The organism is Vibrio sp. 10N.286.48.F5 (assembly GCF_041469785.1).
Taxonomy (GTDB): Bacteria; Pseudomonadota; Gammaproteobacteria; order Enterobacterales; family Vibrionaceae; genus Vibrio; species Vibrio crassostreae_C.
The window spans coordinates 55,717-80,512 of record NZ_JBFRLG010000044.1; the positions used below are offsets into that span (position 1 = coordinate 55,717).

The window sequence follows — 24,796 nt, forward strand, 5'->3', positions numbered from 1 at the left end:
TAAAAGTTACGTGCTGTTCGCTGTTTATTGAGCCAATCGGCTACGCACAGCTACAGCGCCTATCGTATGTTAATGTTCTTATCTCGATTTTCGTACATTTCAGGCGTGGTGTGTAATCCACCCGCATAACCCGCTGCTTCAAGTGTTTCTCTTACCTCTCGAACATGTTCAGCCGTGACTGGTTCATTTCGGTCGCCAAGGTTTAAACGCACAAACGTGATTAACTCAGCTAAGCGTTGATCCGACAATACATCCTCGAAACTTGCCATCGGCATGAAGTTTCGATCTTTGTCGAGATAGGTAGGTTGCAAGCCGCGCACCGTTACCGCAATGGTGTTGAATGGGTCGCTGTGCATGATAATGCCATTATTCAACAGAGTAGGGGCGATTGGGTCGCGACCTTTACCATCGTCACCATGACACGCCCCACAAGTTTGACGATACGTGGTGTAGATTTCACTGGCATACGCAGCTTCATCAAACCCTTTAGGCTGTAACTGAACGGCATCACTGGCAATGGTGTTGTTGATGTCCCCACTGAGTAGGTAATAGGACATCGACTCGATATCTTCACGCGTCATCAAGCTTAGGCTGTTTTTCACTACATCAGCCATACCCGCAAAAGCGGTGCCTTTGTCTGAATGTCCGGTGTGTAAAAAGTCGGTGAGTGTTGCTTCATCCCAACCATCGACGTAGAGCTCATTAGCTGTGATATCAGGCGCGTTCCAACCGTCAATCAAGTTACCTTGGAAAATACGTTCTGGTATCAGTGCTTGGGCAATGTTTCTTGGCGTATGGCACTCCGAACAGTGACCAAGTCCTGCGACCCAATATTTGCCTTGTTGCCACTTATCGACATCCTCAATTTCTCCTTTGAGCTCTTCTGGTACTTCATAATCAATAGGGTCTGTATCCATAAATACGATGTTCCAGCCAAGCAAACCTAAGCGAATATTGGATGGAAACATCATGCTGTTGTCATCATTGCGTCGTGGCACGGCAGTGATTGACTGCATGTATTCCCACAAATCGACCATGTCTTGGTCGGTGAGGTATTGATAAGAGGTGTAGGGCATTGCAGGGTACAGGTAACCATTCTTACCTTTACCTGCAACTAACGCAGCTCGGAAATCGTCGAAGTCATAAGTCCCGATCCCTTCGGTGGTGTGTGGCGTTATGTTGGTTGAATACACGGTACCGAAAGGGGTCACAAACGGTAGGCCTCCAGCAAAGGGTTCGCCACCTTCTGCACTATGACAAGCCACACAGTCACCGGCATAAGCGAGATATTCTCCGCGCTCAACAGATGACGCTTTCAAACTCGCGAGCCTTTGTTGCTCTACGTCACCAGCGTGTCGGATATAAGCCCCAAGCGCGAGTATCTCGTTCTCACTGAGCTGCTCATCAAACGCAGGCATTAGGTTGTTCAAACCGTAATTGATGGTGTGCTGAATCTCTTCAATACTCCCTCCGTGAAGCCAGATATCATCGGAAAGATCAGGTACGCCAATCGCTGGGTTAGCGACAGCACCATCGGCATGACAAGACGAACAGTATTGGACGAACAAGGTTTTACCGAGCTCGACTTTAATCTCCGGCACATCGGTATGACGTTGGTTGAGGGAGGCTAGATAGTAGGAGACTTTTGCCACCTCGTCTGGGCGCATGATTTCACTCCAACCCGGCATCGCTCCATTTCGCCCTTTGGCAATCGAATGGGTCACAGCTTCATCACTGCCGCCGTATAACCATTCTTGGTCGATAAGATTAGGGAAGTGTTTCTGACCTTGTGCATTATCTCGGTGACAAGCGGCACAGTGAGTTTGGAATAGAATCCTACCGCTGTTCACGATCTCTGGGACAGCAGCTAATCCCTCTAACGTGGTTTCGCTGGTTTGTGCAAATTGCTCATTGAGAGTGGTGGATGGTGAACTGAGCTTATCGTCGCTTTGTTCCCAATCGACTAAGCCTTCCCATTCTCCAAGCCCGGGGTAGAGCACCAAATAACCCGCAGACAAAAGAAATGCCACTGCATAACTGATAAATAACAGCTTAGGTGGAGGCGCATCTTTCTCTTCAATACCATCAAAGGTGCCAATGGTGTGGTCGTGATCGGCCTTGTGATTGCTACGCCAGTATTTAACGACAACAGACACCATCAGAACAAAGAATATTAAGGTTAAGAGTACCGCCCATAGATTCCAGAATGTGCTCATTGTGATACCTCCTGTGACGTATCTTTACCCAGGCTTTGTAAATAGCGAATCAGAGCTTCACCTTTGGTTTTGCCTCTTACTTGCAAACGGGCATCACCAATTTCTTGATCGGTATAAGGCACACCTAAGGTACGTAACACTTCCATTTTGGCGCTAATATCATCGCCAGTCAGAGTCTGCTCAAATAGCCACGGGTAAGAGGGCATGATCGAGGTCGGTACGACTTTTCGAGGGTCAATTAAGTGAATAGCATGCCATTGGTCAGAATACTTTCTACCTAAGTTAGTGAGGTCAGGACCAGTACGTTTAGAGCCCCACAAGTTAGGAAACTCATAGATATCGTCTGCTTCTTGGTTCGGGCGACCATTACGCTTCACTTCTGGCTCTAGAGGGCGAACCATTTGTGTGTGACAAACATGGCAGCCTTCACTGATGTATATGTCTCGGCCTGCTAACTCAATCGGTGTGAGAGGCATCGCTAAGCTGCCTTTGGCAATATCATCGCCACGGACAATGCTTGGCACTACCCAGACCAATAAAGAGAAGGAGGCCACGACAACAGTGGTCAAAATTAAAATGACGATTGAATGTGTAAAGTCTTTACTCATCATTTAAGCTCCTTCATTAACAGTGTGTTTAGCATCATTTGTTACGGGCATACGAACCGTTTTGTACAAGTTGAAAGCCATTAAGAACAATCCAAGTACAAACAGCGCGCCACCAAAGAAACGCATGAATAGCCAAGGTGCTTTAAAGTCCATAGCTTCTACAAAACTGTAAATCAGTTCGCCATTTTCATTTTGAGCGAGCCACATATATCCCTCGCCGATGCCTGCGATCCAAAGTGCTATTGCATAGACGGCGACGCCAGCATGAGCAAGCCAAAAGTGCCATTTAATCAGTCGTCGTGACCATAGATCGGTTTGGCCCCATAAGCGTGGAATGAAGTAGTAAAAAACCGCTATCCCTGACATCCCAACCCATCCGAGAGCCGCGGAATGTACGTGCCCGATGATCCATTCGGTGTTGTGTGCCACCATGTTGAACCAGCGAATAGCGAGTAGCGGACCTTCGAATGTTGCCAAGCAGTAGTAAAGAATCGCTGAGAAAAAGAATAAAAGAATGTAGTCGGACTTCAGCTTTTCTTTATTTTGTAGGAGGGTCATTGCGCTATTGAACGCGCCTGCCCAAGAAGGGAGCCACAGGATCAAAGACATAACGATGCCGATGTTCTGAATCCAGATGGGAACAGAAGAATAAACCAAATGGTGCGTTCCGGCCCACGTGTAAAAGCCGACCAAGCCCCAGAAATGGATCACAGACAAACGGTACGAGTAGATAGGTCGATCCGCCGCTTTGGGTATGAAATAGTAGTTCATGCCAATCACACCAGCGGTCAGCAAGAAACCGACGGCATTATGTCCCCACCACCATTGAACAATCGCATCTTGAGCGCCTGCAAACACAGAGTAGGACTTCATCGCCAACACAGGCATCGCGAGGTTGTTCACGATGAAAATCATTGCAACGACGATAATGAATGCAGCAAAGAACCAGTTAGCCACAAAGATATGGCTGACCTTTCGTTTAGCAAGGGTGCCAAAGAACAACACCGCGTACAGCACCCAAACCAACACAATCATCAAGTCGATTGGCCATTCAAGCTCCGCATACTCTTTTGAGGTAGTGTGGCCTGCGGGTAAGGAAATGACCGCAAGTAACAGGATGAATTGCCAGCCCCAAAATACCATCCATGAAAGGCTTTTGTTGAACAAGTCACAATGGCCTGTTCGCTGGGCAATGTACAAAGACGTCCCCATCAAGATATTCACGACGAAGCCGTAAATTACTCCAGAGGTATGTAGCGGACGCAGTCGACCAAATTGGAAATACTGAGAATCAAAGTTTAAGACTGGCCAATATAATTGCGCGGCGAGAATCACGCCGATGATCATACCTACAATCGCCCACACTAAGGATGCAATGATGAAGTACTTCACGACCTTAATGCTGTATTGCGTTGTCACTTGTTCCATAACAAGGCTCCTTGCCTAGAGGTTTTGAATCGCTGACTTAATTTGAATCGCTGAGCGAGCCTGCTTCGTTGCCGAGCACAGAATAGAAATAGGAAATGTCACGGATGTCTTGGTCTGAGAGCGTGTCGGCTTGTTGTTGCATGAGAATCGCTAAGCCACTGGTTCTTTCTCGAGTCTGGTAATCTTTCAATGAAGAGATGAGATAACCCACTTTTTGACCGCGAAGGTTCGGGTAGGGATCTTGTGTTGAGATGCCATCAGCGCCATGACAGGTCATACACACTTTAGCTTTTTGTTTACCTAATTCGAATTGTTCTTGATTAACTTCAGCAGAAACAGGAAACATGACCAGCGTCATTACTAGGGTAGAAAGTGTCGCCATGGGGTTAAATTTTTTTATATTCAAACTCATTCTCGATTCCCTTGATTATGAAATGAGTAAGCTTTCTAAGATCAATACACGAGATCAACTGGTGAAGTAGAAACGACTGGAACTCGTTATTAAGTCTCTTAAAGCTGCTTACTTTCGATTAAAGGTTATGCAGCAACCAGCATTCTCGCCACTGACTTACTCATATTTATTGTTAATTTTGTTGTTTGATACGTATTCATAAGGCTGATTGGTTTACTTACGCAGAGTAAAATACGAGTTTTTCTTACTAACCAGTCGAGAAGAAATACGTCAAGCGGGTAGGGAGCGCTGAACGAGAGCGGTGATGGAAGAGACAGAGAAACGGCGAAGTTATTGAAAAACAGCGAGGTGTAGGAGCATTCGGAATAAAGTGATACCAATCAATCTGAGTGGTATCGGTACAAGTTAAATGGTCAATTTATACTAGACTCAATTTAGTGACCTTTTAAATGGAGTTTAGAATGAGAACTGTATTCTTGTTGATGCTTTGGCTTTGCTCGTTTTCGATTTTTGCAGCCTCAGAGTTAACGGTTTTCGACCACTCTGGGCAAAAGCATGGTTTTAGTAGAGAGCAACTCCTGTCACTTCCTCAGACAGAAATTACTACCACCTTGCCTTGGGTCGAGGGTCTGACCGTTTATAGTGGTGTGACGTTACAAACGGTGCTTGGAAATATGGATTTACCGATATCATCACAAGTTACTTTTGTGGCATTGAATGACTATAAAATTGCCGTGCCCAAAGAAGATTTTGATACCTATGAACCCATCATTGCGATTAAAAAGAATGGGGAGTTTATGTCTGTGAGAGAGAAAGGCCCGTTTTGGTTGATTTACCCACTCTCTGCGAATCCTGAGACTAATACCCCTGATTTCCATGCCAAGATGATTTGGCAGATTCGTGATATTCACCTGTAGAGGCTAATTATGAAGAAGCTGTTGTCTATGGCCGCAATCAAAGTCGTTGTTTTGTCTTTGGCCGTGGTTGTTCTATCCGTCAATATCTACAGCGTTACTCGAATTAATGACATCAACAAGAGCTTTTCTAATCGCCAAAATGAGGCAACATGGTTTGTTTTCCAATTGGTAAAGGAATACGCGAATTTCTTGATGGTGAGCCGTTCGGATAATCTCAATTACGACGATTTGTGGTTAGCCTATGATATTACGTGGAGCCGCTTTGATATTCTGATCAACAGTACCGAATCTTCTAACTTCATTAAATCTGCCAACTTCAAACCTTATTTCACCGGAGAGTTTGAGAAATTTAAGTCGCTAGAATCCTCAATTAAGTTGGTGAATCAAGGCGCTTTGCCTAAGGAATCACTGCAGAAGAAAATTGATATTTGTTACAACACGCTGGTCGAATTTATTAACGAAAAGTTTCGACTTCAAAGCCCGGTTATTGAAGAAAACACCACAATGGTCGACAAGTTGGTGATGATGCATCAGATAAGCAGCGTATTTCTGGTGTTGCTACTGCTTGTGACAGGAGCGATTTTTTACGTCGACTTTGCAATCAAACGAAAACTTCATTCTACCGACTTCATTACTGGCTTTCGCAATCGAGTCTCGCTCATGCAGTTTGTTAAGAACAGCTATCCAACAAACGGTAATTTCGACCTTTACTTTGTAAGAATCAGAAACCTTAGTGAGATAAACCAAAAGTATGGACTTGAATATGGAGACTTGGTGGTGAGTTCAGCTGCTAAGTCCCTGACGGCAAAGGTACCGGAAAGTACTATCTCGTTTCGTAGTAGTGGCAGTCAGTTTCTATTCTTCATTCCTGAGCAATTGTACACAAGTGATGAGATACAGGAAAAATTCAATGACGTGCTCAAGGATTATATCTCTGCGGGGAATTTAGAATTGATGATTGACGCTGTAGTCAGGCATAAGAAGAACATCAGCTCTAAAGATATGATGGAGCTACTAACGACAATGCAGAGTTAATCCCCGCATCAGCGATAAGTTAGATCATTAGGTTTTGTTGACTGTACGCTCACCATTCTCCCGCTTCACTATCATGGCTTTTGCCATTCTTTATTTGCCTCCTCATTCAATGTGCAGCCAATAGAGAGCTCCTGCTCTGATGAAGATAGTTCTACTACTAGTTATAGCTATAGTGGCTTTCCGCGCTTGAATAGGAAGAGAGGCTTTGAGGTTTAGGTTTAAGGTTACTGCTTTTGAGTGAGTGCAACGATTCGCTCGTTAGATCTCGAACTGCTAACAGACTGCGGGTTTAAAATTGCTTGCGGGTTATGGTTTCGAACAAACTCGATGAATTCCAGGTAAGTGAGTGGCTGACTGAAGAAGTAGCCTTGTATTAGGTCACAGTTGGCTTTTCTGAGGTAATGATACTGTTCTATCGACTCAACACCTTCTCCGACGACTAGCGTGTCACAAGAGTGGCCTAAGTTAACCATAGATTCGACCATCTTGCGGGCGGCCTTGTCGTCTACCATGTTATCGATAAAGCTCTTATCAATTTTGAGCTCATCCACAGGGTAGTGGAGAAGTTGGTTAAACGCTGTGTAGCCCGTACCAAAATCGTCAAGGGAGACCTTTAAACCTAAGCTTCTGAGGCTCTCGATAGTCTGCACCGTAAGCTTGGTACTTTTCACGTAACTGGTCTCGGTAATCTCTATAATAATGTTGCCAGGTGGCACTTGATAACGTTCGAGTACTTTACGGATGTTGTCGGCAAAATTACGGTTGTAGAGCTCCATCGCCGAGATATTAATTGACAGAGTGCCCTTGTATTTATGAAGTTCTGAAAGCTCTTTATAGCTTTTGATCGCGGTGCCAATGACCCACATGTCGAGCCTGGCAATAAGGTTACTCTTTTCTGCAACTGGGATAAATTCTTCTGGCCCCGCATCGATATCGAATAAGGCTGGGCAACGAATCAGGCACTCCGCGCCATCTATCTGAAGTGTCTTGGCGTTAAAAATAGGCATAAAGCGAAGTTCAAAGTTGTCACTTTCGCAGCACTCTAAGAGTCTTTTCTCTACAACGTCATGGCGTTCCAAGGTATGCAACAACTCTTCGCCATAAACAATACGACTTTCGCCATCACTATGAGACTTCGCATTAGCTAACATTTCATCGATGCATCGGTGCCAAATCTCATCGAACTTTGGCGTGTCGAGCGGTAAAACACCTGTTGCGAGTGATAATCGAAACCCATAGTAGTCAAGGAAGGTGGTGCCAGTCAGCGTATTGTTGATGTTCTCAATTTCTTCGTTTATCACTTGGTTCTTACCCATCTCCAAGATCGCGATAAACTGATTCCCTCCCAGTCTGGCTAAAGAGTAATCACTGCAACTAAAGCCCAAAGAGGCTTGTTGGTTTTGTAGTGTCTCTTTCAGTGCTTTAGCTAAGCTTATCAGTACATTATCACCAACTTTTGCCCCGTAGAGATCGTTAATTTTACGAAAATCGATGATGTCCCAACAAACCACATAGCAGTGTGGGCTCATCGAGCTTTTTAGTCGTACATCAAGGTGTCTGATGAAAGAGCGTCGGTTAGCTAGCTTGGTGAGTTGGTCGAATTCGGCTTCGAACTTCAACTCTGTTAATGAGTCTATGTACGCGTTCTTTAAACCATCAACTTCACTTTGCCCTGATGAGCGTTTGAAGTATCTAAGTTTGAGCCCGCCGATCGATATCTCTTGCAGTAAGTCTTTAAGCGGGCGCACGAGTTGGTAACGTACCACTAAATGTACGATCAACATGATCGTAAAGAGAGTACCAAAGCCACCTAACAAGGTTTGTTTAGCGATGATGGCTTTCTCATGGTTGAACTTTTGTTCTCGAATATTTACTTGCGCGATGAGATGTCGGCTGGTCATCTGCACATTGATATTATCTTGGGTTTGCTCAATTGATTTGATAACGAATTGGGTATTTTCAATGTTGGCAGCGTCTGAGGATGGCTCGATTAAGAACTGAATATTGTCATCGTCATTGTATTTGATTAGCAGGCTAGAGAGTTGCATCAGAGGCCCGTCAGCAATCAAGATGTAGCGATTTAAACTGTTACTTGCACGTTTGTCTTGAGGAAGGAGGTAAGGGTCAATTGCTGCAACATACGAGTATCTGAGCTCTCCACTGATCGAGATATAAGAGAAGCCTTCGTAGGAGAGTTCATTTTTGCTGATTAACGAGGTGTATATATCGAAGACTCTTTCGTAAATCTTGTCAGGGATCTTTAACCCCTCGAAAGGATCGGCTCTGAGAGTCGAAAGCGTTAATTTGAACTTAGGGTCCATGATATAAACATTGCGTTGCCCAAATTGATTGACGTGATTCTGGCTTAATACTCGGAGTACTCGTTTTTCCAATAGCGATAGAGTCGTGTAGTCGCCAGGGTTTTGAATGTAGCGGAGGAACTGCAACGAAGAACCGATATCTTTAACTAGTAAGGACAAGCCGAGCTGCTCGTATTCCGCCGCGACTAAAGCGGTGTTCACATCAGATTGCACCTTGTCCAAATACATGTGCTTAGCATGATTTGATGCGAAGTTGTACATCACGATTCCTGCTATCAGGAGCACAAATGTCAGCGTTGGTAAAAGTACAAAATAGAGCTTCTTCAATACTGGCATGAGTTATCTCAAACTGTCGACAATACGATTGCGAATTTGAATGCTACTCGGTTCTAACGGCTGATAAAGGTAGCTGCGATCTAATACTTCTTTATTCGGGAAAAGCTCGGGATCGTTTTGATACTCCTGAGAAGTGAGTGCTTTTGCTTTTGAACTTGGCGTTGCAAACCATGAATCCATTGCGTTTTGAGCGGCGATTTCGGGTTGCGATAAGAAGGAGAGAATCGTGGTTGCCTGTGGAGATCGCTCTCCGTTGTTAATTGCAGCCATACACTCTAACCATAAGGTTGTTCCTTCTAGAGGCACTGTGTAGGCCCAAGATGCCTCAGGTTCGGCATCATTAAGCACATAGCTGTCACCTGAGTATCCGTAGGCGAGGTCGATGTTGGCTAAGTGTTCGGGATGACGAATATAATCGACAACGTATTCATTACTTTCAAGGTGAGGCTTCTGTGCTTGTAGCGTTTTGTAAGCGACTCGAAGTTCTTGTTCGTTGTTGGTAAACGGCTCAAATTGATTCATCAGAAGCGCAGCACTCACCAAATCCGTAGGCTCATAATACATGCTGATTCGGCCGCTGGTTTTGGTTTCAGGGTCTAGAAGAGCGCCCCAAGACTTGGGAGTCTCAACTTTTCCGCTTCGGTATAAGATGCCGGATGTCCCCCAAGCGTAGGGGATTCCATATTCGCCACACCCATCCACCCATCTTGAGTCAAAGTTGCTTGAAAGGGATTGCTGCAAGTCGCTCAGGTTGTGGAATAAGTTCTGTTTAGCCAGCGCTTTCAGTTTAATACTTTCAATGACAACCAATTCAAACGCACCTCGTCGTTCACTCAATAGCACTTCATCACGAATGGACTCGTCAGAAAAATATTGCTGCTTTAGTGAGATGCCGTAGGTATCACTCAACTGGGTAACGACGCTGTCAGATAAAAATTCATCCCAATTGTAGAGATAAATATCATGCTGCTGGCCAAATACAGGGCTAGCCAAAAAGGATGTTGACGCAAGTATTGATACGCAAAACGCTTTCACTGACGGATTCCCTTTCGTACGTGATAACTAAATCGTAGCCCAAAATTTGCGACATGATTTAAATTTAGGCACTTAATTTAACTTCAACTTCATGCATTTCATGCAAATAGCAACTTGCTACTCCTACTTGATACCGAACCTTTATCGTGTGAGGCAAGGATGACTCCGTCGTATCGTATTCAACACAAGTACGTATTCCAGTTTATTGTCCGTGAATGGATTATTTAAATTAATATTCATCATAATATCCATTCTTACAAGTTATTAAGCATTAAATAATGATGCGGTGATTACCTTTTTCGGGTTTTCGCTCGTATTAATCGTCGTTATTCCTTTGTTTTGCCATCGCGATTTACTCTTATGTTCAATGTTCTTTTATCCCTAAAAACACTTCTATAACGTTTTGTTTATCATTTGTTTCGTTTCTCAATAAGTATCGATAAAGTTGTTGCTAAAGACTTGTAGCACAAGGTGATTGTGCTTATTGTGGGCAGCAATATCTAGGTTATGTCCCAACGAGCCATGATTGCCGGTTTGGGAAATGTTGTGCATTTAGGAGCCATTGTGGATTTAGAGATATATCAAGTAGATTCGTTTACAACTCAAGCGTTTAAAGGGAACCCTGCCGGGGTCTGTATCTCCAAAGAGCCGTTGGATGAGTCGTTAATGTTTTCAATCGCTGAAGAGATGGCGGTATCTGAAACGGCTTTTCTCGCGCTTAACACTATGACGCTTAAATGGTTCACTCCCGGAGTCGAAGTGAAGCTGTGTGGACATGGCACACTGGCAACGGTTCATGTGATGAAAGAACAAGGACTGCTTGAGACAGGTGATAAGGTCGTGTTTAACACCTTATCTGGGGAATTATCTGCCGCCGTTTGTGAATCGTCTATCGAGCTTGATTTTCCTAGTACACAGCTATCATTGCGTTCTGAACCCAACCTCACGCTGCTTGAACACCTAGGTTTAGATCCGCATCAAGTAGTTTCATTCAGAGAATTTGACTCTAAGCAGTTAATCGAAGTTTCCAACGAACAAGTGTTATTGGAGCTTTCACCAAACTTTGATGCGTTAAAAGGTATTCAAGGGCGAGGTGTAGTGGTGACAGCATTGGCAGCAAATACGGAACTTGATTTTGTTTCTCGCTACTTTGCACCTTGGGTTGGGGTTAATGAAGATCCTGTGACTGGCTCGGCACATTGCGCATTGACGCAACACTGGGCAGAAAAGCTCAACAAAAGCAGTTTCAGTGCTTATCAGGCGTCTCGTCGTGGTGGCTATATGTCGACTGAATTATTGGCTAATGGGCGAATAAAGTTAATCGGCTCTGCGACCACTGTGATTAGTGGTGTGTTGAAGCTTTAGATTTTTATAGAAGCTTTAGAGCGCTGTTTGCTCTGTTTTGTTGTAACCGCCTAGTATGTTTTATTCGATTATTCACCGTGAAAGAAGCGGCTAGGGCGGAATGTTATTATTGAAGGAATCACCGTGTCTGCCTTTTATCTTTCCCAAGTATTAGTCGCGATAGCCATTTGTTTTGATCTTCTGTCATTCCAATTCAAGGAAAGGAAGAAAATCGTCACTTGTCTGTTCTTTGCTGGCGTTCTTATTTCGAGTCACTTTATCCTTCTTGAACAATGGACAGCGGCGAGCTTAATGACGATTGCCACGATTCGCTATTTGACGAGCGTATTTTCTACCTCGTCTAAGTTTAAATATTTGTTTTCTTCGATGTCGGTGGTCGCAACCGCAGTGACTTACTCAGGGCTGACCAGCATATTGAGTTGCTTTGCCTCCGTATTTCAGACCTTTGCAGCCTTCAATAAAGATGACCGTCGATTAAGAGAATTGATGATCATCGGAACCAGCTTTTGGTTGGTTCACAATTATTTAGTTGGTTCGCCAACAGCGGTTGTTATGGAGGCGCTGTTTATCTGCAGTAACTTGGTGGGCTATTACCGTTTTTACTTCAAAAAGAGTGCCGCTGCTTAGGTTTACAGTACAGCTAAGGCCCAAGTTGTTAATCAATTCAATGCTAGCTAGGAGAGCTTGATGCCAAACATTTACAATGATGTTCCTTCATCAATACCCAATGAAATATTCAATGACCTGATTGCCAACGACAGTGTTCGAATTGAAAGAATATTGTCGCATGGACACAGCTCCCCGGAAGAGGGTTGGTATGATCAAGATGAGAATGAATGGGTGATGGTGATAGAAGGTCAAGGCGTCATCGAGTTTGAAGATGGACGCGTTGTTACCTTGTCTAAAGGGGATTACACCAATATTGCTGCGAGAGAAAAGCACAAGGTTATTGGCACAGATAAAGATACGGTGACGATCTGGTTGGCTGTGTTTTATCGTTGATATCTTGCTCTAGATCTGAGGCTGCTGAATTTGAATTATAGAGCCTGCTGATTCAGCGGTTTATTTGCACCTCAGAAAGGATTTAAGACAAAAAGGAGTATGTCGTGGTTAGAATTCGAAACTATCAAGCGAGTGATGATAAAGCACTGTGGGAGATCTTCTTTCATACCGTACGTAACGTCAATGTTCGAGATTATTCTCAACAGCAAGTCGAAGCTTGGGCACCCAGTAGCTTTGACTTTGCGTTATGGCAAAAGCGTATGAATGGGTTACAACCCTTTGTGGCTGAACTCGATGGTTGCGTAGTTGGCTATACTGACCTGCAACCAAGTGGCTTGATTGATCACTTTTTCTGTCACCACGAATATCAAGGGAAGGGGGTAGGGAAAGCGTTGATGGAACATGTTTTCACTGTGGGTCGAGTTCGTGGTATATCGAGATATTTCTCTGAAGTAAGTATTACCGCAAGGCCTTTCTATGAGCATCTTGGTTTTAAGGTGGTGAATGAACAGGAAGTCGAAATGCGTGGTGTAAAGCTGACCAATTACGTGATGGAAAAGGTAGTTGAAGATAGAAAAGTCAGTTGAATAGGCGGGCTAGTGTTCGTAGGGATACAGAAACCGAGTTTGAAATATTAATGAACCTTTTTAAGGATAACTTTTCCTGATCTATTGATATTGTCGATGAGTTCAAATTGTGTGCAAGATAATTTGTCTAATCTAAACATTGAATGAATACAAGGAGTGTTGTTCATGAGTCATGTGAGTAGATCTAAACTATATACATTGGTGTCGATGTTGTCCTTCGCTGTTGGCGTTCTTGCCTTAGATGCTGGGGTGTCGGGGCTATTTCCTCTCTTTGTTGTCGTCATCTCATTCTTTTCATTTGTCATCAACTCGTTTCTTTGTTTGTTCGGAGGTAAACGCGAAGATGGCTTTGATGCCTATCAAAAAGCAAATCAGACTCGGTCGCGAGCACTGGTCAAAGGCTTAGAAGACTCGAACAAATAAACCTATGCCTTCAGACGAACGGTAATCTCATTTTTGACACAGTTTTCACCTGCTTTTTGTTCTCTTATTCAAGAAAAATCATCTCTTTAGAGATAATATTCACTTCAACTAATATCAGTGAAGGAAGTAAAGTGGGTATTGAAGCTTTAGCGTTTGTGATGGACGCATTAATCACCGCATGTTGTATGTACATCGCCTCTAAAATGTCTTTCGTGGTCGCAGATTTTAAATCCCTTCTTACTATTGCTGTTATCGTTGCTCTGGTGTCATTGATTCCAACAGTAGGTTGGGTGTTAGGGTTGATTCTGTTTGTGTTCCTACTCGGGAAAGCGACGCACTCTAGTATTGGTGACTGCATCTGGGTAGTGGTCTTCACGAAGGTGGTATCGATGGCGGTCTTTCTGATATTCGGGCGCTTGTTTATGTAATCCGGGTTCTTGCTTATATAAAGGCAGGTTCGGCTAGTTTGATACCGATCTTAACTTGGTATTTAAACGTCAAAAGGGTGTGAGCCTGTCACACCCTCTAAGAACCTTTGATTTGTGTTCATCTTTATTATTTAGGCAGTAATACAGCATCAATCACATGGATAACACCATTGCTTGCTTCAACATCTGCCATCACGACCTGCGCTTTGTTGACCATCACGTTGCCGTGATCAATTCCTACCATTACCGCTTCGCCTTGCACTGTTACGGCACTATCAAGTTTCATCACTTCAGACGCCATTATTTTCCCTGGCACCACATGATAGGTCAGTACTGCAATCAGCTTGTCTTTGTTTTCTGGCTTCAACAGCATATCAACCGTTCCTTCTGGTAGCGCAGCGAACGCTTCATCCGTTGGCGCAAACACTGTGAAGGGACCGTCACCTTTCAATGTTTCAACTAAGCCTGCCGCTTTTACCGCTGCTACCAAGGTGTTGAAAGAGCCGTTTTCAGCCGCCACGTCAACGATATCTTTCTTCATTCCGTGGTGATCAGCGTGAGCAAAAGCCGTAAAAAGAAGCGTCGCAACTAGCACTGACATGGTTTTGATCAATTTATTAAACATATTGTCTTCCTTTGAGTTTTGTCCGTTATTTTCGAGAGGTATTACGAAAGCCCAATCGTGATAGATCAATTTGTTGTGTCTTTGAGTGAATGGTTAGCGATATCGACAGCGTCAAGCGAATAAATTTATGTTGTCAAATGCTTGTTATAATTCCATTTTGATGCTTATAGTTATTTGATGCTTATTCAAGTAATGGATGTGAATATGAGGTTTGTTTTACCAGTAGTCTTTTCTGCATTGGCTTCAATACCTGCATACAGTGGTCTTGCTCCAAGTGAAGGTTTCAGCGGTAATTTCAGTGTATTGGCCGGTTTCTACTCTGACAGTAGTAATTTGAGTACTGAACAAGATTCGAATCAAGCCACCAACACCCAGGAAGGGGAGAGTGAAAACCAAGGGCTACTCGGCTTTTTGGGTACTGTTCAATATACTTTTGGCGAATCGCTGACTCACCAAGTGTATGCGGGTACGACACGAGAGGATATTGCAACAGGTACCATCGCGTTTGAGATCGGTTATAGATACCAACTTTCTGGTGGCACTATATTAGACTTTTCTGTTCTTCCTACGCTTATCTCGGGTAAGGCTTGGACGGATCCGTATGCTGTTGGCGTTAATCGAAATGAAACGGATGTGAAAGGTAATGTAGGACGACTGCAGCTCACTAATATCGGTGGAACTGGTTTTCGAACGGATCTCGCATTTGGGCAATCAGATGTTGATGAAGAGCTATCTGGTAGCCAAGGCTTATCTCCGGAAGATACTGTGCTGCTGGATAGGGAAAGAACCTATGTGTACGCCAAAGCAGGATACCGCTTTATCTTACCAAACCACGCAGGTCTATTTGTTCCTTCAATGGTGTATTTCCACTCAGACGCAGAAGGAGGAGCACTCAGCTTCGATAGTTATGGTATTGAATTAAACTACGCGAAGAGAATCGGTCGTCATGGTTTTGTTGTCACCCTAGATGCAAGTGATCGTGAATATGATGAGTCGAATCCAATTTACGGGCAAGTACGTGAAGAGAATGAATTCGGTGCATTCTTAGCTTATGAGTTTGGTGGTTTGATGGGCTATAAAGATTGGGCGTTCATTACTTTACTGGGTTTAAGAAGCATAGATTCTAATATCGATTTCTATAACTCCGAGCAAGTATTAGCGAGTGTGGGTGTGGATTATAAATTCTGATATTCACACTATTTTAAAAATACTCATCAAAGCAGAAGTTTAAGTTCAGTCTTACTATTTGTTTAATTATTTCGGGCACTTACACCTTTAAAGGTTGTAGGTTCCCGTTGCTATCCGTAATATGAAAATTAGCTTATGGATAGAAATAATAGGATAAGGAAGCGCTTTGGAAATACAAATTAGACATTTAGAAGCAACGGATAGCCAAGATATTTTCGATATTTATCGCCGCCCTTCAGTTTCAGAAAACACCTCACAAAAGCCTTATCTTAGTTCTGAACAAGTGGAGCGACTGTTTGGTCATTCAGACCATTTCACTCTGGTTGCGGAAGTCTCCGGCAAAGTAGTGGGTCACATTACTTTATTCATGACCACCAAGGTAAGAGACAGGCACTGCGCTGGTCTTGGTATTGCTATTCACCCAGATATGCATGGTAAAGGGGTCGGTAAGGCGTTAATGCAAGAAGCGATCAATCAGGCGGATAACTGGCTTAATCTCGTGCGTCTTGAGTTAGAGGTTCATGCCGATAACCACGCCGCTATTGCTTTGTATGAACGTGTAGGCTTTCAGTTAGAAGGCACAAAAAGACTCAGTACGTTCAAAGCGGGTAAGTACATCGATATGTTGCTGATGTCGAGAATACGACCAGATTACCGTTGAGATCGAACCAAACAGGTTCCTGCTTTAGAAATCGGTTAATGAGCAATTGATTAGTGAAATTCCCATTAAACTCTGTATAGTAGCAACCGTTTGCTTCGTATAACCCCAATGATATGGTTTGGGGGTCTCTACCAGCTCCCGCAAAGTGCTGATTACGAAGGGTTTAGATCACAATAGTGTTCTTACTCTTTGTAATGGCGTTCAAGAAAACCTCCTGTCTATTATTCAGAGTAAGTGCACACCTAAAATCCATAGTAGGTGAAATATGAACGCATTTATTCAAGGGCTCCCAAAAGTAGAGTTGCATTTACACATTGAAGGTTCGCTCGAACCTGAGTTACTTTTCCAGCTTGCTCAACGCAATGGCATTGAGCTGCCTTATTCATCCCCAGAGCAACTAAGACGCGCATACGAATTTGATGATTTACAGTCATTTCTGGATATCTATTATCAAGGTGCTGATGCACTGCGCACAGAACAGGATTTCTACGACTTAACATGGGCTTATCTAGAACGCTGTAAAGCCGACAATGTTATCCATACTGAGATTTTCTTTGATCCTCAGACACATACCGATCGTGGCATTGCATTCGACACCGCTATTAACGGCATTCATCGTGCGCTTGAACAGGGCCATAAAGAGTTGGGCATTACCTCTCAAATCATCGCATGTTTTCTGCGCCATTTATCTGAAGAGAGCGCCATTCAAACGTTCGCAGAGGTATTGAAGCATCAAGATAAGATCGTCGGGGTTGGACTGGACTCTTCTGAATTAGGACACCCACCAGAGAAGTTCAAGCGTGTATTCCAACAAGCAAAACAAGCGGGCTTCTTGACGGTGGCGCATGCAGGAGAAGAAGGGCCGGCTCAAAACATTGTCGATGCGATTGAAATGCTCAGCGTGAGTCGAGTGGATCATGGTGTCCAGTGCATGACAGACGAAGCTCTAATCGAAGAGCTGATTGAAACCAAAATGCCACTGACGGTGTGCCCACTGTCGAATATTAAATTGCGTGTATTCGATGTGATGGAAGACCACAACATTGTCGAACTGCTCAGAAAGGGTGTGGCTGTAACGATTAACTCGGATGACCCTGTTTATTTTGGTGGTTACATGTCGGATAACTTTAATGCGGTGAGCAAAGCTCATGAGATGACGCATCAGGAGTTAGCGCTGTTTAGTTTGAATGCGATAGACGCGAGCTTTATTGAAGCGCCATTGAAGCAGCAATATCGAGAGCTTGTTCAAGGTTACTTAGCTAAAGCTGATTTTGACCAGAATTTCTAGCCGCTGTGCCCATTAACTAGCAGCTGAGTATAAAGCGCTAGGATGGCCAACTAAAGTGGATGGTAAAGTGTTATCGACTGAGTCTGCTTAATCTCTATAAGCCTAAATCATCTAGATGAAGACAAAAAAGAAGCTGGCAGTTTGCCAGCTTCTTTCATTTTTAAATTAAGCTCATTGAGCTACTTGTTCACGTAGTCTTTGAATTTCTGCTTGGTTTCAGCATCCGCTTTTTCGTACCAGAAATAGAGCATCTCTTCAGCTGTATTTGCTGCATTTCCGTCAATCTTTGTTGGAAGCGTTACCGGTTGTGCGACAGCAGCTGCTACGCTCGCGCTAGAACCTACTGTAAGTGCAGCGATGCCGCCTTTCTGGTTGTACTCCTTCGCTTCTTGCGGGTACTTACGACCAATCTGCATGCCATCTTTGATAAGTTTGTCTTGCTTAACACTGATTGCATTTTGGTTTTCATCAACCAGTTTCCAATCTAAGTTTTGAAGGCCTTTTTTCGCTTCGTTGGTGTTACGGAACTTAGGCATGTCAAACGTCAATGCTGTGTCTGTCGCATCAAAAGTAGCAATAATGGTATCGCTATCGACAAACTCTCGGTCGTTACCTTGGCTGAAAGCCAGTTGATATTTGAAAACGATTTGGTTTACGCCATCTGGAACGGTGACCGTTTTGCTCGAAGAGAAGAAACCACCGTCGAGATCAGGTTTAGCCTCATTAACAGCTAAGACTTCGACTAAAGCATCTGCGCTAGAAGGAACTTCAATTGTTACGTCAGCTAACACTTGTGGCGCTGCGATAATTGTCGAAAGCAGCGCAATGGATTGTAATGTTTTCATAGTCATACAGTTATTTAGGTGAGTAGTTCTACACTCGCATGCATAAAGAAGTATTTCAAGTTGCCTTGTCTCGATTTGGTAAAATTCACCGAAACTTAACCTAAGCCTAGTTTTTGAACGTGTTTATTGTGCGGTTTCTAGTCAGGTGAGAGCGTGGACTTGCCTTATTTTCTGTTAAAGCATCTTCATCGACGTTCGTTGGCGCTTGATGTGGTTTTAAAGAGACATAAATAGGAACGATTGCCGAAATCCAAATAGCATAGATGGTAATTACGCGATTGAAGGCGACGAACCAGGTTTCACTGCCCGTACTAGATGTGTAGTAGCCAATGAGCGTTAGCAAGGTGCAGGTGATAGCCCACATCACAGTGGAGGTTGGATCTTTCGTTGTTGCCGCAAGCAATACGATCGTAACGTAGGGAACGGCCATAGCAATGCCCAAAGGTACATGATAGTCGACCACAAAAATGATGGTTGCACCAAGAGCCAAGAACAAGTGTGGGCCGGTGCTAGGTAAGTTCAAATTCCATAGCATGTGATACCTTCCTTTACCCCATTTTGCGTTGCTGGTGGAGTTTGTGTATCAATCGAGTGGCTTGATGACTATTGACCATCAATCGATTGATCAGTTGTTGAAGCAATTCTGCTTCGGGCATGATGTGTTGAACGGCTATCTGTTCGGCTGAGCTCGCGAGTTCAAGCACTTCGTTCATTTCATATCTTGCTGCAATCTCTTTAACCGCCTTCAATGTTCTGGAGAGGTCATCCTGCTTGGCGTCCGAAAATAGCTCTATTAACTCATCGATTTCGTTTTCTAGCTCATCAACGAGAGAAGTTAAGCATTTGAGTTTCTCGTCTGTTTTAAGCTCATCATTAGCTAAAAATTGGCTACGCGACAGTTCTTCCTCTGTGAGTGGCAATTTGTTCTTAGGGTGACGCGTTAACATCGTGATGTTACTTTTTTCCTTGTTTGGAAGATTGTGTGCGTTAACGGAGTGATGGCGGTTGACCTCAAACTGTTGGTGAAACTCGTTGATGGCGTTTTGTAAGCTGTTTTTCTGTAACGGTTTGGTGAGTACAAAGTCTGCGCCTGATTCGATGAATTCATCGTGGGCCTCTTTGAATACATCGGCGGTACATGCAAAAACAACCGTAGTCAGCTTGAGTTCGCCACGGATTTTTTGAATCGCTTCAATACCGCTCATGTTGGGCATATGGTTGTCCATTATGATCAGGTCATATTGGTTTGACGCCAACTTATCTAAGGCCTGTAAACCGTCGTAGGCATTCTCAACCGTTAAGTTTATCGACTCACAGAACTTCCTAATCACCATTGCGTTGATCTTGTTGTCTTCGACTAACAATACTGAGAAGTCATCGAGAGTCTCATTGGTTTTGGTTGGCGTTTGGTCGATGACTTGTTCTTCAAGCTCATGCATCTCCAACGGCAAAGAGATCTTAAATTGAGTGCCCAAACCAAGCTGGCTGGAAACCTTAATTGTTCCGCCCATCAGTTCGACTAACTGCTGAACAATGGAAAGCCCTAACCCTGTGCCACCAAACTTACGGGTTGTTGAGAGCTCGGCTTGTTCAAAGGCGGTAAATATATGGTCGATTTTGTCTTCTGCAATGCCAATACCTGTGTCAGTCACTAATATATTCACGCTTGGTGGGGTAGTCGGTGCAATCAAGAATTCCACTTCAACCTTTCCTGACTCAGTAAACTTGACTGCGTTGCCTGCTAAATTAAATAAGATCTGACGTGTACGTGCAGAGTCACCAATCAACTGAATATTGGTAGGAATGTTATCTTTAATGATAAAAGCTAGGCCTTTGTCTTCTGCAAGAGGTGTCAATGTTTTATCAAGGTGTGTCACGACGTCGGTGACAGAGAACGGGCTATATTCCAACGCCATCTTGCCTTGTTCCACCTTAGAAAAGTCAAGAATGTCATTTAATATGGTGACAAGGTGTTGTCCTGAATCAATGATGATTTGGGCCTGTTTGCGAGTATCTAAACTTTGCGAGTCTTCCTTTATGATTTGAGCGATACCTAACACACCATTCATTGGGGTTCGTAACTCGTGGCTCATGGTCGCTAGAAAGAGAGATTTTGCTTCGCTGGCTTTTTCTGCTTTGTCTGCGGCTTCTTGATAGGAGAGGTTGTTTCTTTTGAGTTCGAAGACTCGGAAGAAAAACATGGTGAATGAGAACGCTAAAGTCAGCAACGCCAAAACGATAATAAGCTTAACGATGATACTTTTAAGTTGGTCTTGCAGATCGGTAAACTCATGCTCAATATGTTCAATGTACTCCATGCTGTGTGCTGAAAGTACTTGAGATAACAGCTGACTTTGTTGCTGGTTGAGTTCGGTAAACGTTTTATAAAGGTTCGCCAGCTCGGAGTTGACACCAGAATGGTTAATTTCGATTCCCCCAACCAACACACTCGCAAGAAGCGCGCTTTGAATGTCGATATTTGCATTGTTTATCTCAGCATCAGTTGAGCTGCTCTCTGTGAGTTGTAGAGTTAAAGATTGCAAAATAAACTGACGAGCCACACTAAGTCCTACTAGGTTGTCTAGCGTATCTAAGTTCGACATTGAAGCATCGTAGAAGCGCTCCAATAATTGCGCTGTTGGTAAGTGTTTAAAGAACGTAGAGTGGATATTCTCGCTTTGATAACTTTCTCTGAGCAGTTGTAACTCTCTTTCTAAAGCCACCAAATCTGCAGACATTTGATAAGGGTTGGAAATACCCGCAAGCGCTGCATTGGTGATGTGATCACGCATTTCTAATACTTCATGGCCTAACTCCCGAATAGGCACTCCATATTCGGTGACCTTTTCATGCTCGGAGTAGGTCAGCATAATGAAGCTAATTAAGCCGATGAAAAGCGATACAAACAGTAGAAATATGAGTCTGATCTTATTCATTTTCAAACTCCATTAACATTTGAGGACGGTTACCGGTAAGGGATTCGAGGAAGACCTTGATATCGTTGATGGTCTGTTTCTCAAACGTTTTACCGAGTTGGCTTTCACCCATGATTTTGATCGCTTCTTCGAGTGTGGCTGTTTGGCCGTCATGAAAATAGGGTGCAGTGATCGCCACGTTTCTTAAGCTAGCAACACGAAATAGATGCTTATCTTGTGGTTGCGCGGTAAACATAAAGCGACCTTGGTCTTCACTTCGTTCGGTTCCTGTTTTCGATAACCCGAAGTAACCAAATCGCATCACCATGCCTCCACCAATGTTGGTACCTTGGTGGCAACGAATACAGCCTTCTTCTTGAAAGGTTTCCCAACCTCGTTTGGCGGTTTCAGAAAGTGCTGCGTTGTCACCTTGTAAATACAGGTCGAAAGGGGCATTTGGTGTGGTCAAACCCTGCATAAATTCAATAAGAGCAGCCTTAATTGAAGCTTCGTCAATGGGCGTTGATTGTTCTTGGAATAAGTCGATGTAAGTTTTCGATTGAGACACATAATCCGTAATATGTTGCCAGTTTGAATCCATTTCATCGACGTTGTGCACTGGGCCATCAATTTGATCGCCGAGATTATTCACCCGACCATCCCAGAAGAACCGATAGTTAAAGACTGCGTTAAAAACGGTGAGTGAATTTCTCATCCCTGCGCCGTTTACGCCAATCGAAACTGGAATCACCTCTGCGCCGTTGGTTTGCAGGCTATGACAACTTTCACAGCTCACACTGCGGTTAGAAGAAAGGTTCGGGTCTTTAAATAGCACCCAACCAATTTTGGCCAGTTCATGATTTATCTCGGGAGAGTTTGGAATCGGGGATATGGGTTGGCTTGAAGCGACGGTTTTATGTGCGTGCTTTTCTTCGGAATGTGCGGAGTGCCCTGAAGAGTGAGAGTCATCATGATCGCTTTCATGGGCGTGATCTTCTTGGTGTTCGAGCGAGGTGTGCATTTTTGAAGAGGCCGCGTCATAAACTAGCATAGCGACTGAAACGACAATGACAGTGATGCTTATTCCTGCTAAACATGGCGTTTTCATAACATTAGTCCATCTAGTTTTGACAATTATGGCAATTCAGAATCCTTCTGATATCACCTTCATTTCACTTTCCAATGATAGGTGTTATTTATAAACCTAGTTGCGCATACTTGATGTTGCAAGACAAGTGGTAGGAAATTAAATCGCTTAGGTAGTTGTCTAGCGGGGATTGATCGGGAGATCTTAGTCAGAATTGAATGAAGCTCTTTCAATTGAATTTAAGCCGAATGGCGTTAAACGAAAAAAGCCGTGGTAACTCAAGTGAGTTATCACGGCTTTCGTACTAGATTATGTATTTACTATCAATCTTAGTGCAATACACATCTATACAGTTTGAACAATCTACACCGCCTATCTAAGCTTATTTAGCTTGCGCTGCTGCCGCTTCTAATTGCTTAAGTTTACCTTGAAGCATGTATGCATTCTGGTTGAAGTTACCAGGGTTCAGTACTTGGCTATTCTGCATAGGGTAATCTGGTAGCGTCGTCATAAACTCTTGAACCTGATTTCCTACTGGAACGAATAACCACATGTTGTCTGCCATCCAGCGTAGGTACATACCAGACTCGTGCGGTGCTTTCTCGAATGGGTCAGCACGTAGGTGAACAACTTGAGGCCAGTTTGGTTGGAAACGAACTGCATCCACAATGTTACCATCCATCACAGCAAACGAAATCTTGAAGTCATTCCAACGTACTGCGTTTAGCTCAGCGTTAGCAGAGAAGTAAAGCATGCTGTCACGAGGGCCTTTCTCTTCTTTACCTTGGAAGTAAGGCAGGAAGTTGTAACCATCTAGGTGTACGCGCCAGTTTTTACCGTTGTAAGTTGCACCTTTGTCAGATGCTAGCTTCTCAACCACTTTATCATCACCAGCGGCTGCTAGTAGAGTAGGAATCCAGTCTTGGTGGCCCATGATATCGTTGATTTTTGTTCCAGGTTTGATAGTCCCAGGCCAGCGAACTAGCTGAGGCACACGCATACCACCTTCGTAAGTTGTACCTTTCTCACCGTGGAAGTAAGTTGCGCCGCCATCAGGCCAAGAAACCGTTTCAGCACCGTTATCGGTAGAGTAAATTACGATAGTGTTGTCAGCGATTTTTAGTTCATCCAGCTTGTCTAGAAGCACACCAACATGGTCATCATGCTCTAACATACCATCAGCATAAATACTGATACCTGACTTACCTTGGTATTTCTCTTGTAGGCGAGTCCACACGTGCATACGAGTGGTGTTGTGCCAGATGAAGAATGGTTTGTCAGCTTTTACCGCTTTTTCCATGAATGCTAGAGATTCTTCTAGGAACTCTTCATCCGCATGCTCCATACGCTTACGCGTCATTGGGCCAGTATCTTCAATCTTACCGTCAGCAGTAGACTTGATTACACCACGAGGGCCGTAGTTCTTACGGAACTCTGGGTCTTTAGGGTAGTAATATGTTTCTGGCTCTTCTTCGGCGTTTAGGTGGTACAGGTTACCGAAGAACTGGTCAAAACCGTGGTTCGTTGGAAGGTGTTTGTCTTGGTCACCCATGTGGTTCTTACCGAACTGAGCTGTCATGTAGCCTTGTTCTTTAAGAAGGTCTGCGATCGTTGGAGCCCAATCAGGGATACCGTGGTCCGAACCTGGCATGCCGATAGTCAATAGACCAGTACGGAAAGGTTCTTGACCTGTTAGGAATGCAGCACGACCAGCAGTACACGATTGTTGACCGTAGTGGTCAGTAAATAGTGCGCCTTCGTTAGCAATACGGTCGATGTTAGGTGTTTCGTAACCCATCATACCGTTGTTGTATGCACTGATGTTGAATACACCAATGTCATCACCCCAGATAGCAAGAATGTTTGGTTTTTCTGCTGCTGTTGCCGCTGAAGAAGCTGCTAATAAGCCAACACCTAATGCTAGTTTATTAATTTTAGTACCCATAAGGACTCCGATTCACTTTTAAGATTAATGCGTTAGAACAACGCATCGATGAGCAAATGTTATTCTCAAAATTCCGTTACGTCCTTTTATAGTGCTTATAACCAATCGTTATGATGCTTAGGTAACCTA

General features: G+C 43.8%; 23 protein-coding genes and 1 riboswitch. Of the genes, 11 read left to right on the forward strand and 12 right to left on the reverse strand.

Going from position 1 to position 24,796, the window contains the following annotated elements; all coding sequences use genetic code 11:
* Positions 1–59 precede the first annotated feature (59 nt).
* From AB4185_RS20255 to AB4185_RS20270, 4 genes are read right to left on the reverse strand one after another with little or no spacing between them, the layout of a single operon-like run.
* Positions 60–2,216, reverse strand: coding sequence for a c-type cytochrome (locus tag AB4185_RS20255; protein ID WP_372105980.1), 2,157 nt, complete (start codon positions 2,214–2,216; stop codon positions 60–62).
* The gene (locus tag AB4185_RS20260; RefSeq protein ID WP_017064719.1) at positions 2,213–2,827 is read right to left on the reverse strand and encodes a cbb3-type cytochrome c oxidase subunit II; all 615 of its coding nucleotides are present in this window, start codon (positions 2,825–2,827) and stop codon (positions 2,213–2,215) included. Before AB4185_RS20260 ends, AB4185_RS20255 begins: the two co-directional genes overlap by 4 nt.
* On the reverse strand, positions 2,828–4,252 hold the full coding sequence (ccoN, locus tag AB4185_RS20265) for a cytochrome-c oxidase, cbb3-type subunit I (RefSeq protein ID WP_065584625.1): 1,425 nt from the start codon (positions 4,250–4,252) through the stop codon (positions 2,828–2,830).
* Between the two features lie 37 nt (positions 4,253–4,289).
* Positions 4,290–4,664: a cytochrome c gene (locus tag AB4185_RS20270; RefSeq protein WP_029235248.1), complete on the reverse strand. Its 375-nt coding sequence runs from the start codon at positions 4,662–4,664 to the stop codon at positions 4,290–4,292.
* Positions 4,665–5,125: 461 nt separating this feature from the next.
* Between AB4185_RS20270 and AB4185_RS20275 the strand changes: the two genes are divergently transcribed.
* Both AB4185_RS20275 and AB4185_RS20280 read left to right on the forward strand, forming a co-directional pair.
* The gene (locus AB4185_RS20275) at positions 5,126–5,581 is read left to right on the forward strand and encodes a hypothetical protein (RefSeq protein ID WP_229648133.1); all 456 of its coding nucleotides are present in this window, start codon (positions 5,126–5,128) and stop codon (positions 5,579–5,581) included.
* A 9-nt stretch (positions 5,582–5,590) separates the two neighbouring features.
* The gene (locus AB4185_RS20280) at positions 5,591–6,616 is read left to right on the forward strand and encodes a GGDEF domain-containing protein (RefSeq protein ID WP_017060027.1); all 1,026 of its coding nucleotides are present in this window, start codon (positions 5,591–5,593) and stop codon (positions 6,614–6,616) included.
* A 224-nt stretch (positions 6,617–6,840) separates the two neighbouring features.
* Here the strand turns inward: AB4185_RS20280 and AB4185_RS20285 are convergent, their stop codons facing one another.
* Both AB4185_RS20285 and AB4185_RS20290 read right to left on the reverse strand, forming a co-directional pair.
* Entirely contained in the window at positions 6,841–9,273 is a 2,433-nt protein-coding gene (locus AB4185_RS20285; protein WP_372105982.1) for a putative bifunctional diguanylate cyclase/phosphodiesterase, read from the reverse strand.
* Between the two features lie 3 nt (positions 9,274–9,276).
* Entirely contained in the window at positions 9,277–10,308 is a 1,032-nt protein-coding gene (locus AB4185_RS20290) for a PotD/PotF family extracellular solute-binding protein (protein WP_102393763.1), read from the reverse strand.
* Positions 10,309–10,872: 564 nt separating this feature from the next.
* Here AB4185_RS20290 and AB4185_RS20295 point away from each other — a divergent pair.
* The 6 genes from AB4185_RS20295 (at position 10,873) to AB4185_RS20320 (ending at position 14,113) form a co-directional block, all read left to right on the forward strand.
* On the forward strand, positions 10,873–11,673 hold the full coding sequence (locus AB4185_RS20295) for a PhzF family phenazine biosynthesis protein (protein ID WP_372135850.1): 801 nt from the start codon (positions 10,873–10,875) through the stop codon (positions 11,671–11,673).
* A 123-nt stretch (positions 11,674–11,796) separates the two neighbouring features.
* Positions 11,797–12,300, forward strand: coding sequence for a YgjV family protein (locus tag AB4185_RS20300; RefSeq protein ID WP_017060023.1), 504 nt, complete (start codon positions 11,797–11,799; stop codon positions 12,298–12,300).
* A 60-nt stretch (positions 12,301–12,360) separates the two neighbouring features.
* Entirely contained in the window at positions 12,361–12,675 is a 315-nt protein-coding gene (locus AB4185_RS20305; protein ID WP_017060022.1) for a cupin domain-containing protein, read from the forward strand.
* A gap of 104 nt (positions 12,676–12,779) precedes the next feature.
* The gene (locus AB4185_RS20310) at positions 12,780–13,262 is read left to right on the forward strand and encodes a GNAT family N-acetyltransferase (RefSeq protein WP_372097256.1); all 483 of its coding nucleotides are present in this window, start codon (positions 12,780–12,782) and stop codon (positions 13,260–13,262) included.
* Between the two features lie 165 nt (positions 13,263–13,427).
* A complete protein-coding gene (locus AB4185_RS20315; RefSeq protein WP_017060020.1) occupies positions 13,428–13,685 on the forward strand; it encodes a hypothetical protein in 258 nt (85 codons plus the stop codon).
* A gap of 131 nt (positions 13,686–13,816) precedes the next feature.
* Positions 13,817–14,113, forward strand: coding sequence for a hypothetical protein (locus tag AB4185_RS20320; RefSeq protein WP_372135851.1), 297 nt, complete (start codon positions 13,817–13,819; stop codon positions 14,111–14,113).
* A 127-nt stretch (positions 14,114–14,240) separates the two neighbouring features.
* On the opposite strand, the gene AB4185_RS20325 is transcribed toward AB4185_RS20320, so the two are convergent.
* Entirely contained in the window at positions 14,241–14,738 is a 498-nt protein-coding gene (locus AB4185_RS20325; protein WP_017064709.1) for a fasciclin domain-containing protein, read from the reverse strand.
* A 204-nt stretch (positions 14,739–14,942) separates the two neighbouring features.
* Here AB4185_RS20325 and AB4185_RS20330 point away from each other — a divergent pair, with 204 nt between their 5' ends.
* From AB4185_RS20330 to AB4185_RS20340, 3 genes are all read left to right on the forward strand, one after another.
* Positions 14,943–15,926 (forward strand): DUF2860 family protein, encoded by a 984-nt coding sequence (locus AB4185_RS20330; protein WP_372135852.1) that lies wholly within the window; start codon positions 14,943–14,945, stop codon positions 15,924–15,926.
* Between the two features lie 166 nt (positions 15,927–16,092).
* A complete protein-coding gene (locus AB4185_RS20335) occupies positions 16,093–16,587 on the forward strand; it encodes a GNAT family N-acetyltransferase (protein ID WP_017060016.1) in 495 nt (164 codons plus the stop codon).
* Between the two features lie 75 nt (positions 16,588–16,662).
* Positions 16,663–16,762: riboswitch (purine riboswitch) on the forward strand.
* A 90-nt stretch (positions 16,763–16,852) separates the two neighbouring features.
* Entirely contained in the window at positions 16,853–17,875 is a 1,023-nt protein-coding gene (locus AB4185_RS20340) for an adenosine deaminase (RefSeq protein WP_372135853.1), read from the forward strand.
* Between the two features lie 179 nt (positions 17,876–18,054).
* Here the strand turns inward: AB4185_RS20340 and AB4185_RS20345 are convergent, their stop codons facing one another.
* From AB4185_RS20345 to AB4185_RS20365, 5 genes are all read right to left on the reverse strand, one after another.
* The gene (locus tag AB4185_RS20345; protein ID WP_372135854.1) at positions 18,055–18,720 is read right to left on the reverse strand and encodes a DUF2057 family protein; all 666 of its coding nucleotides are present in this window, start codon (positions 18,718–18,720) and stop codon (positions 18,055–18,057) included.
* Between the two features lie 106 nt (positions 18,721–18,826).
* Positions 18,827–19,255 (reverse strand): hypothetical protein, encoded by a 429-nt coding sequence (locus tag AB4185_RS20350; RefSeq protein WP_102332869.1) that lies wholly within the window; start codon positions 19,253–19,255, stop codon positions 18,827–18,829.
* Between the two features lie 13 nt (positions 19,256–19,268).
* Positions 19,269–21,656, reverse strand: coding sequence for an ATP-binding protein (locus AB4185_RS20355; protein ID WP_372105986.1), 2,388 nt, complete (start codon positions 21,654–21,656; stop codon positions 19,269–19,271).
* On the reverse strand, positions 21,649–22,743 hold the full coding sequence (locus AB4185_RS20360; RefSeq protein ID WP_372105988.1) for a cytochrome-c peroxidase: 1,095 nt from the start codon (positions 22,741–22,743) through the stop codon (positions 21,649–21,651). The genes AB4185_RS20355 and AB4185_RS20360 overlap by 8 nt, the downstream gene beginning before the upstream one ends.
* Positions 22,744–23,104: 361 nt before the next feature.
* Positions 23,105–24,667, reverse strand: coding sequence for an arylsulfatase (locus AB4185_RS20365; RefSeq protein WP_017064704.1), 1,563 nt, complete (start codon positions 24,665–24,667; stop codon positions 23,105–23,107).
* Positions 24,668–24,796: the final 129 nt, after the last annotated feature.

Bases quoted from the DNA above. Each gene is read 5' to 3' on its own strand.
- AB4185_RS20255 (WP_372105980.1), bottom strand. From the start codon at position 2,216: ATGAGCACATTCTGGAATCTATGGGCGGTACTCTTAACCTTAATATTC.
- AB4185_RS20260 (WP_017064719.1), bottom strand. From the start codon at position 2,827: ATGATGAGTAAAGACTTTACACATTCAATCGTCATTTTAATTTTGACC.
- ccoN (WP_065584625.1), bottom strand. From the start codon at position 4,252: ATGGAACAAGTGACAACGCAATACAGCATTAAGGTCGTGAAGTACTTC.
- AB4185_RS20270 (WP_029235248.1), bottom strand. From the start codon at position 4,664: ATGAGTTTGAATATAAAAAAATTTAACCCCATGGCGACACTTTCTACC.
- AB4185_RS20275 (WP_229648133.1), top strand. From the start codon at position 5,126: ATGAGAACTGTATTCTTGTTGATGCTTTGGCTTTGCTCGTTTTCGATT.
- AB4185_RS20280 (WP_017060027.1), top strand. From the start codon at position 5,591: ATGAAGAAGCTGTTGTCTATGGCCGCAATCAAAGTCGTTGTTTTGTCT.
- AB4185_RS20285 (WP_372105982.1), bottom strand. From the start codon at position 9,273: ATGCCAGTATTGAAGAAGCTCTATTTTGTACTTTTACCAACGCTGACA.
- AB4185_RS20305 (WP_017060022.1), top strand. From the start codon at position 12,361: ATGCCAAACATTTACAATGATGTTCCTTCATCAATACCCAATGAAATA.
- AB4185_RS20315 (WP_017060020.1), top strand. From the start codon at position 13,428: ATGAGTCATGTGAGTAGATCTAAACTATATACATTGGTGTCGATGTTG.
- AB4185_RS20325 (WP_017064709.1), bottom strand. From the start codon at position 14,738: ATGTTTAATAAATTGATCAAAACCATGTCAGTGCTAGTTGCGACGCTT.
- AB4185_RS20330 (WP_372135852.1), top strand. From the start codon at position 14,943: ATGAGGTTTGTTTTACCAGTAGTCTTTTCTGCATTGGCTTCAATACCT.
- AB4185_RS20340 (WP_372135853.1), top strand. From the start codon at position 16,853: ATGAACGCATTTATTCAAGGGCTCCCAAAAGTAGAGTTGCATTTACAC.
- AB4185_RS20345 (WP_372135854.1), bottom strand. From the start codon at position 18,720: ATGAAAACATTACAATCCATTGCGCTGCTTTCGACAATTATCGCAGCG.
- AB4185_RS20350 (WP_102332869.1), bottom strand. From the start codon at position 19,255: ATGCTATGGAATTTGAACTTACCTAGCACCGGCCCACACTTGTTCTTG.
- AB4185_RS20355 (WP_372105986.1), bottom strand. From the start codon at position 21,656: ATGAATAAGATCAGACTCATATTTCTACTGTTTGTATCGCTTTTCATC.
- AB4185_RS20360 (WP_372105988.1), bottom strand. From the start codon at position 22,743: ATGAAAACGCCATGTTTAGCAGGAATAAGCATCACTGTCATTGTCGTT.
- AB4185_RS20365 (WP_017064704.1), bottom strand. From the start codon at position 24,667: ATGGGTACTAAAATTAATAAACTAGCATTAGGTGTTGGCTTATTAGCA.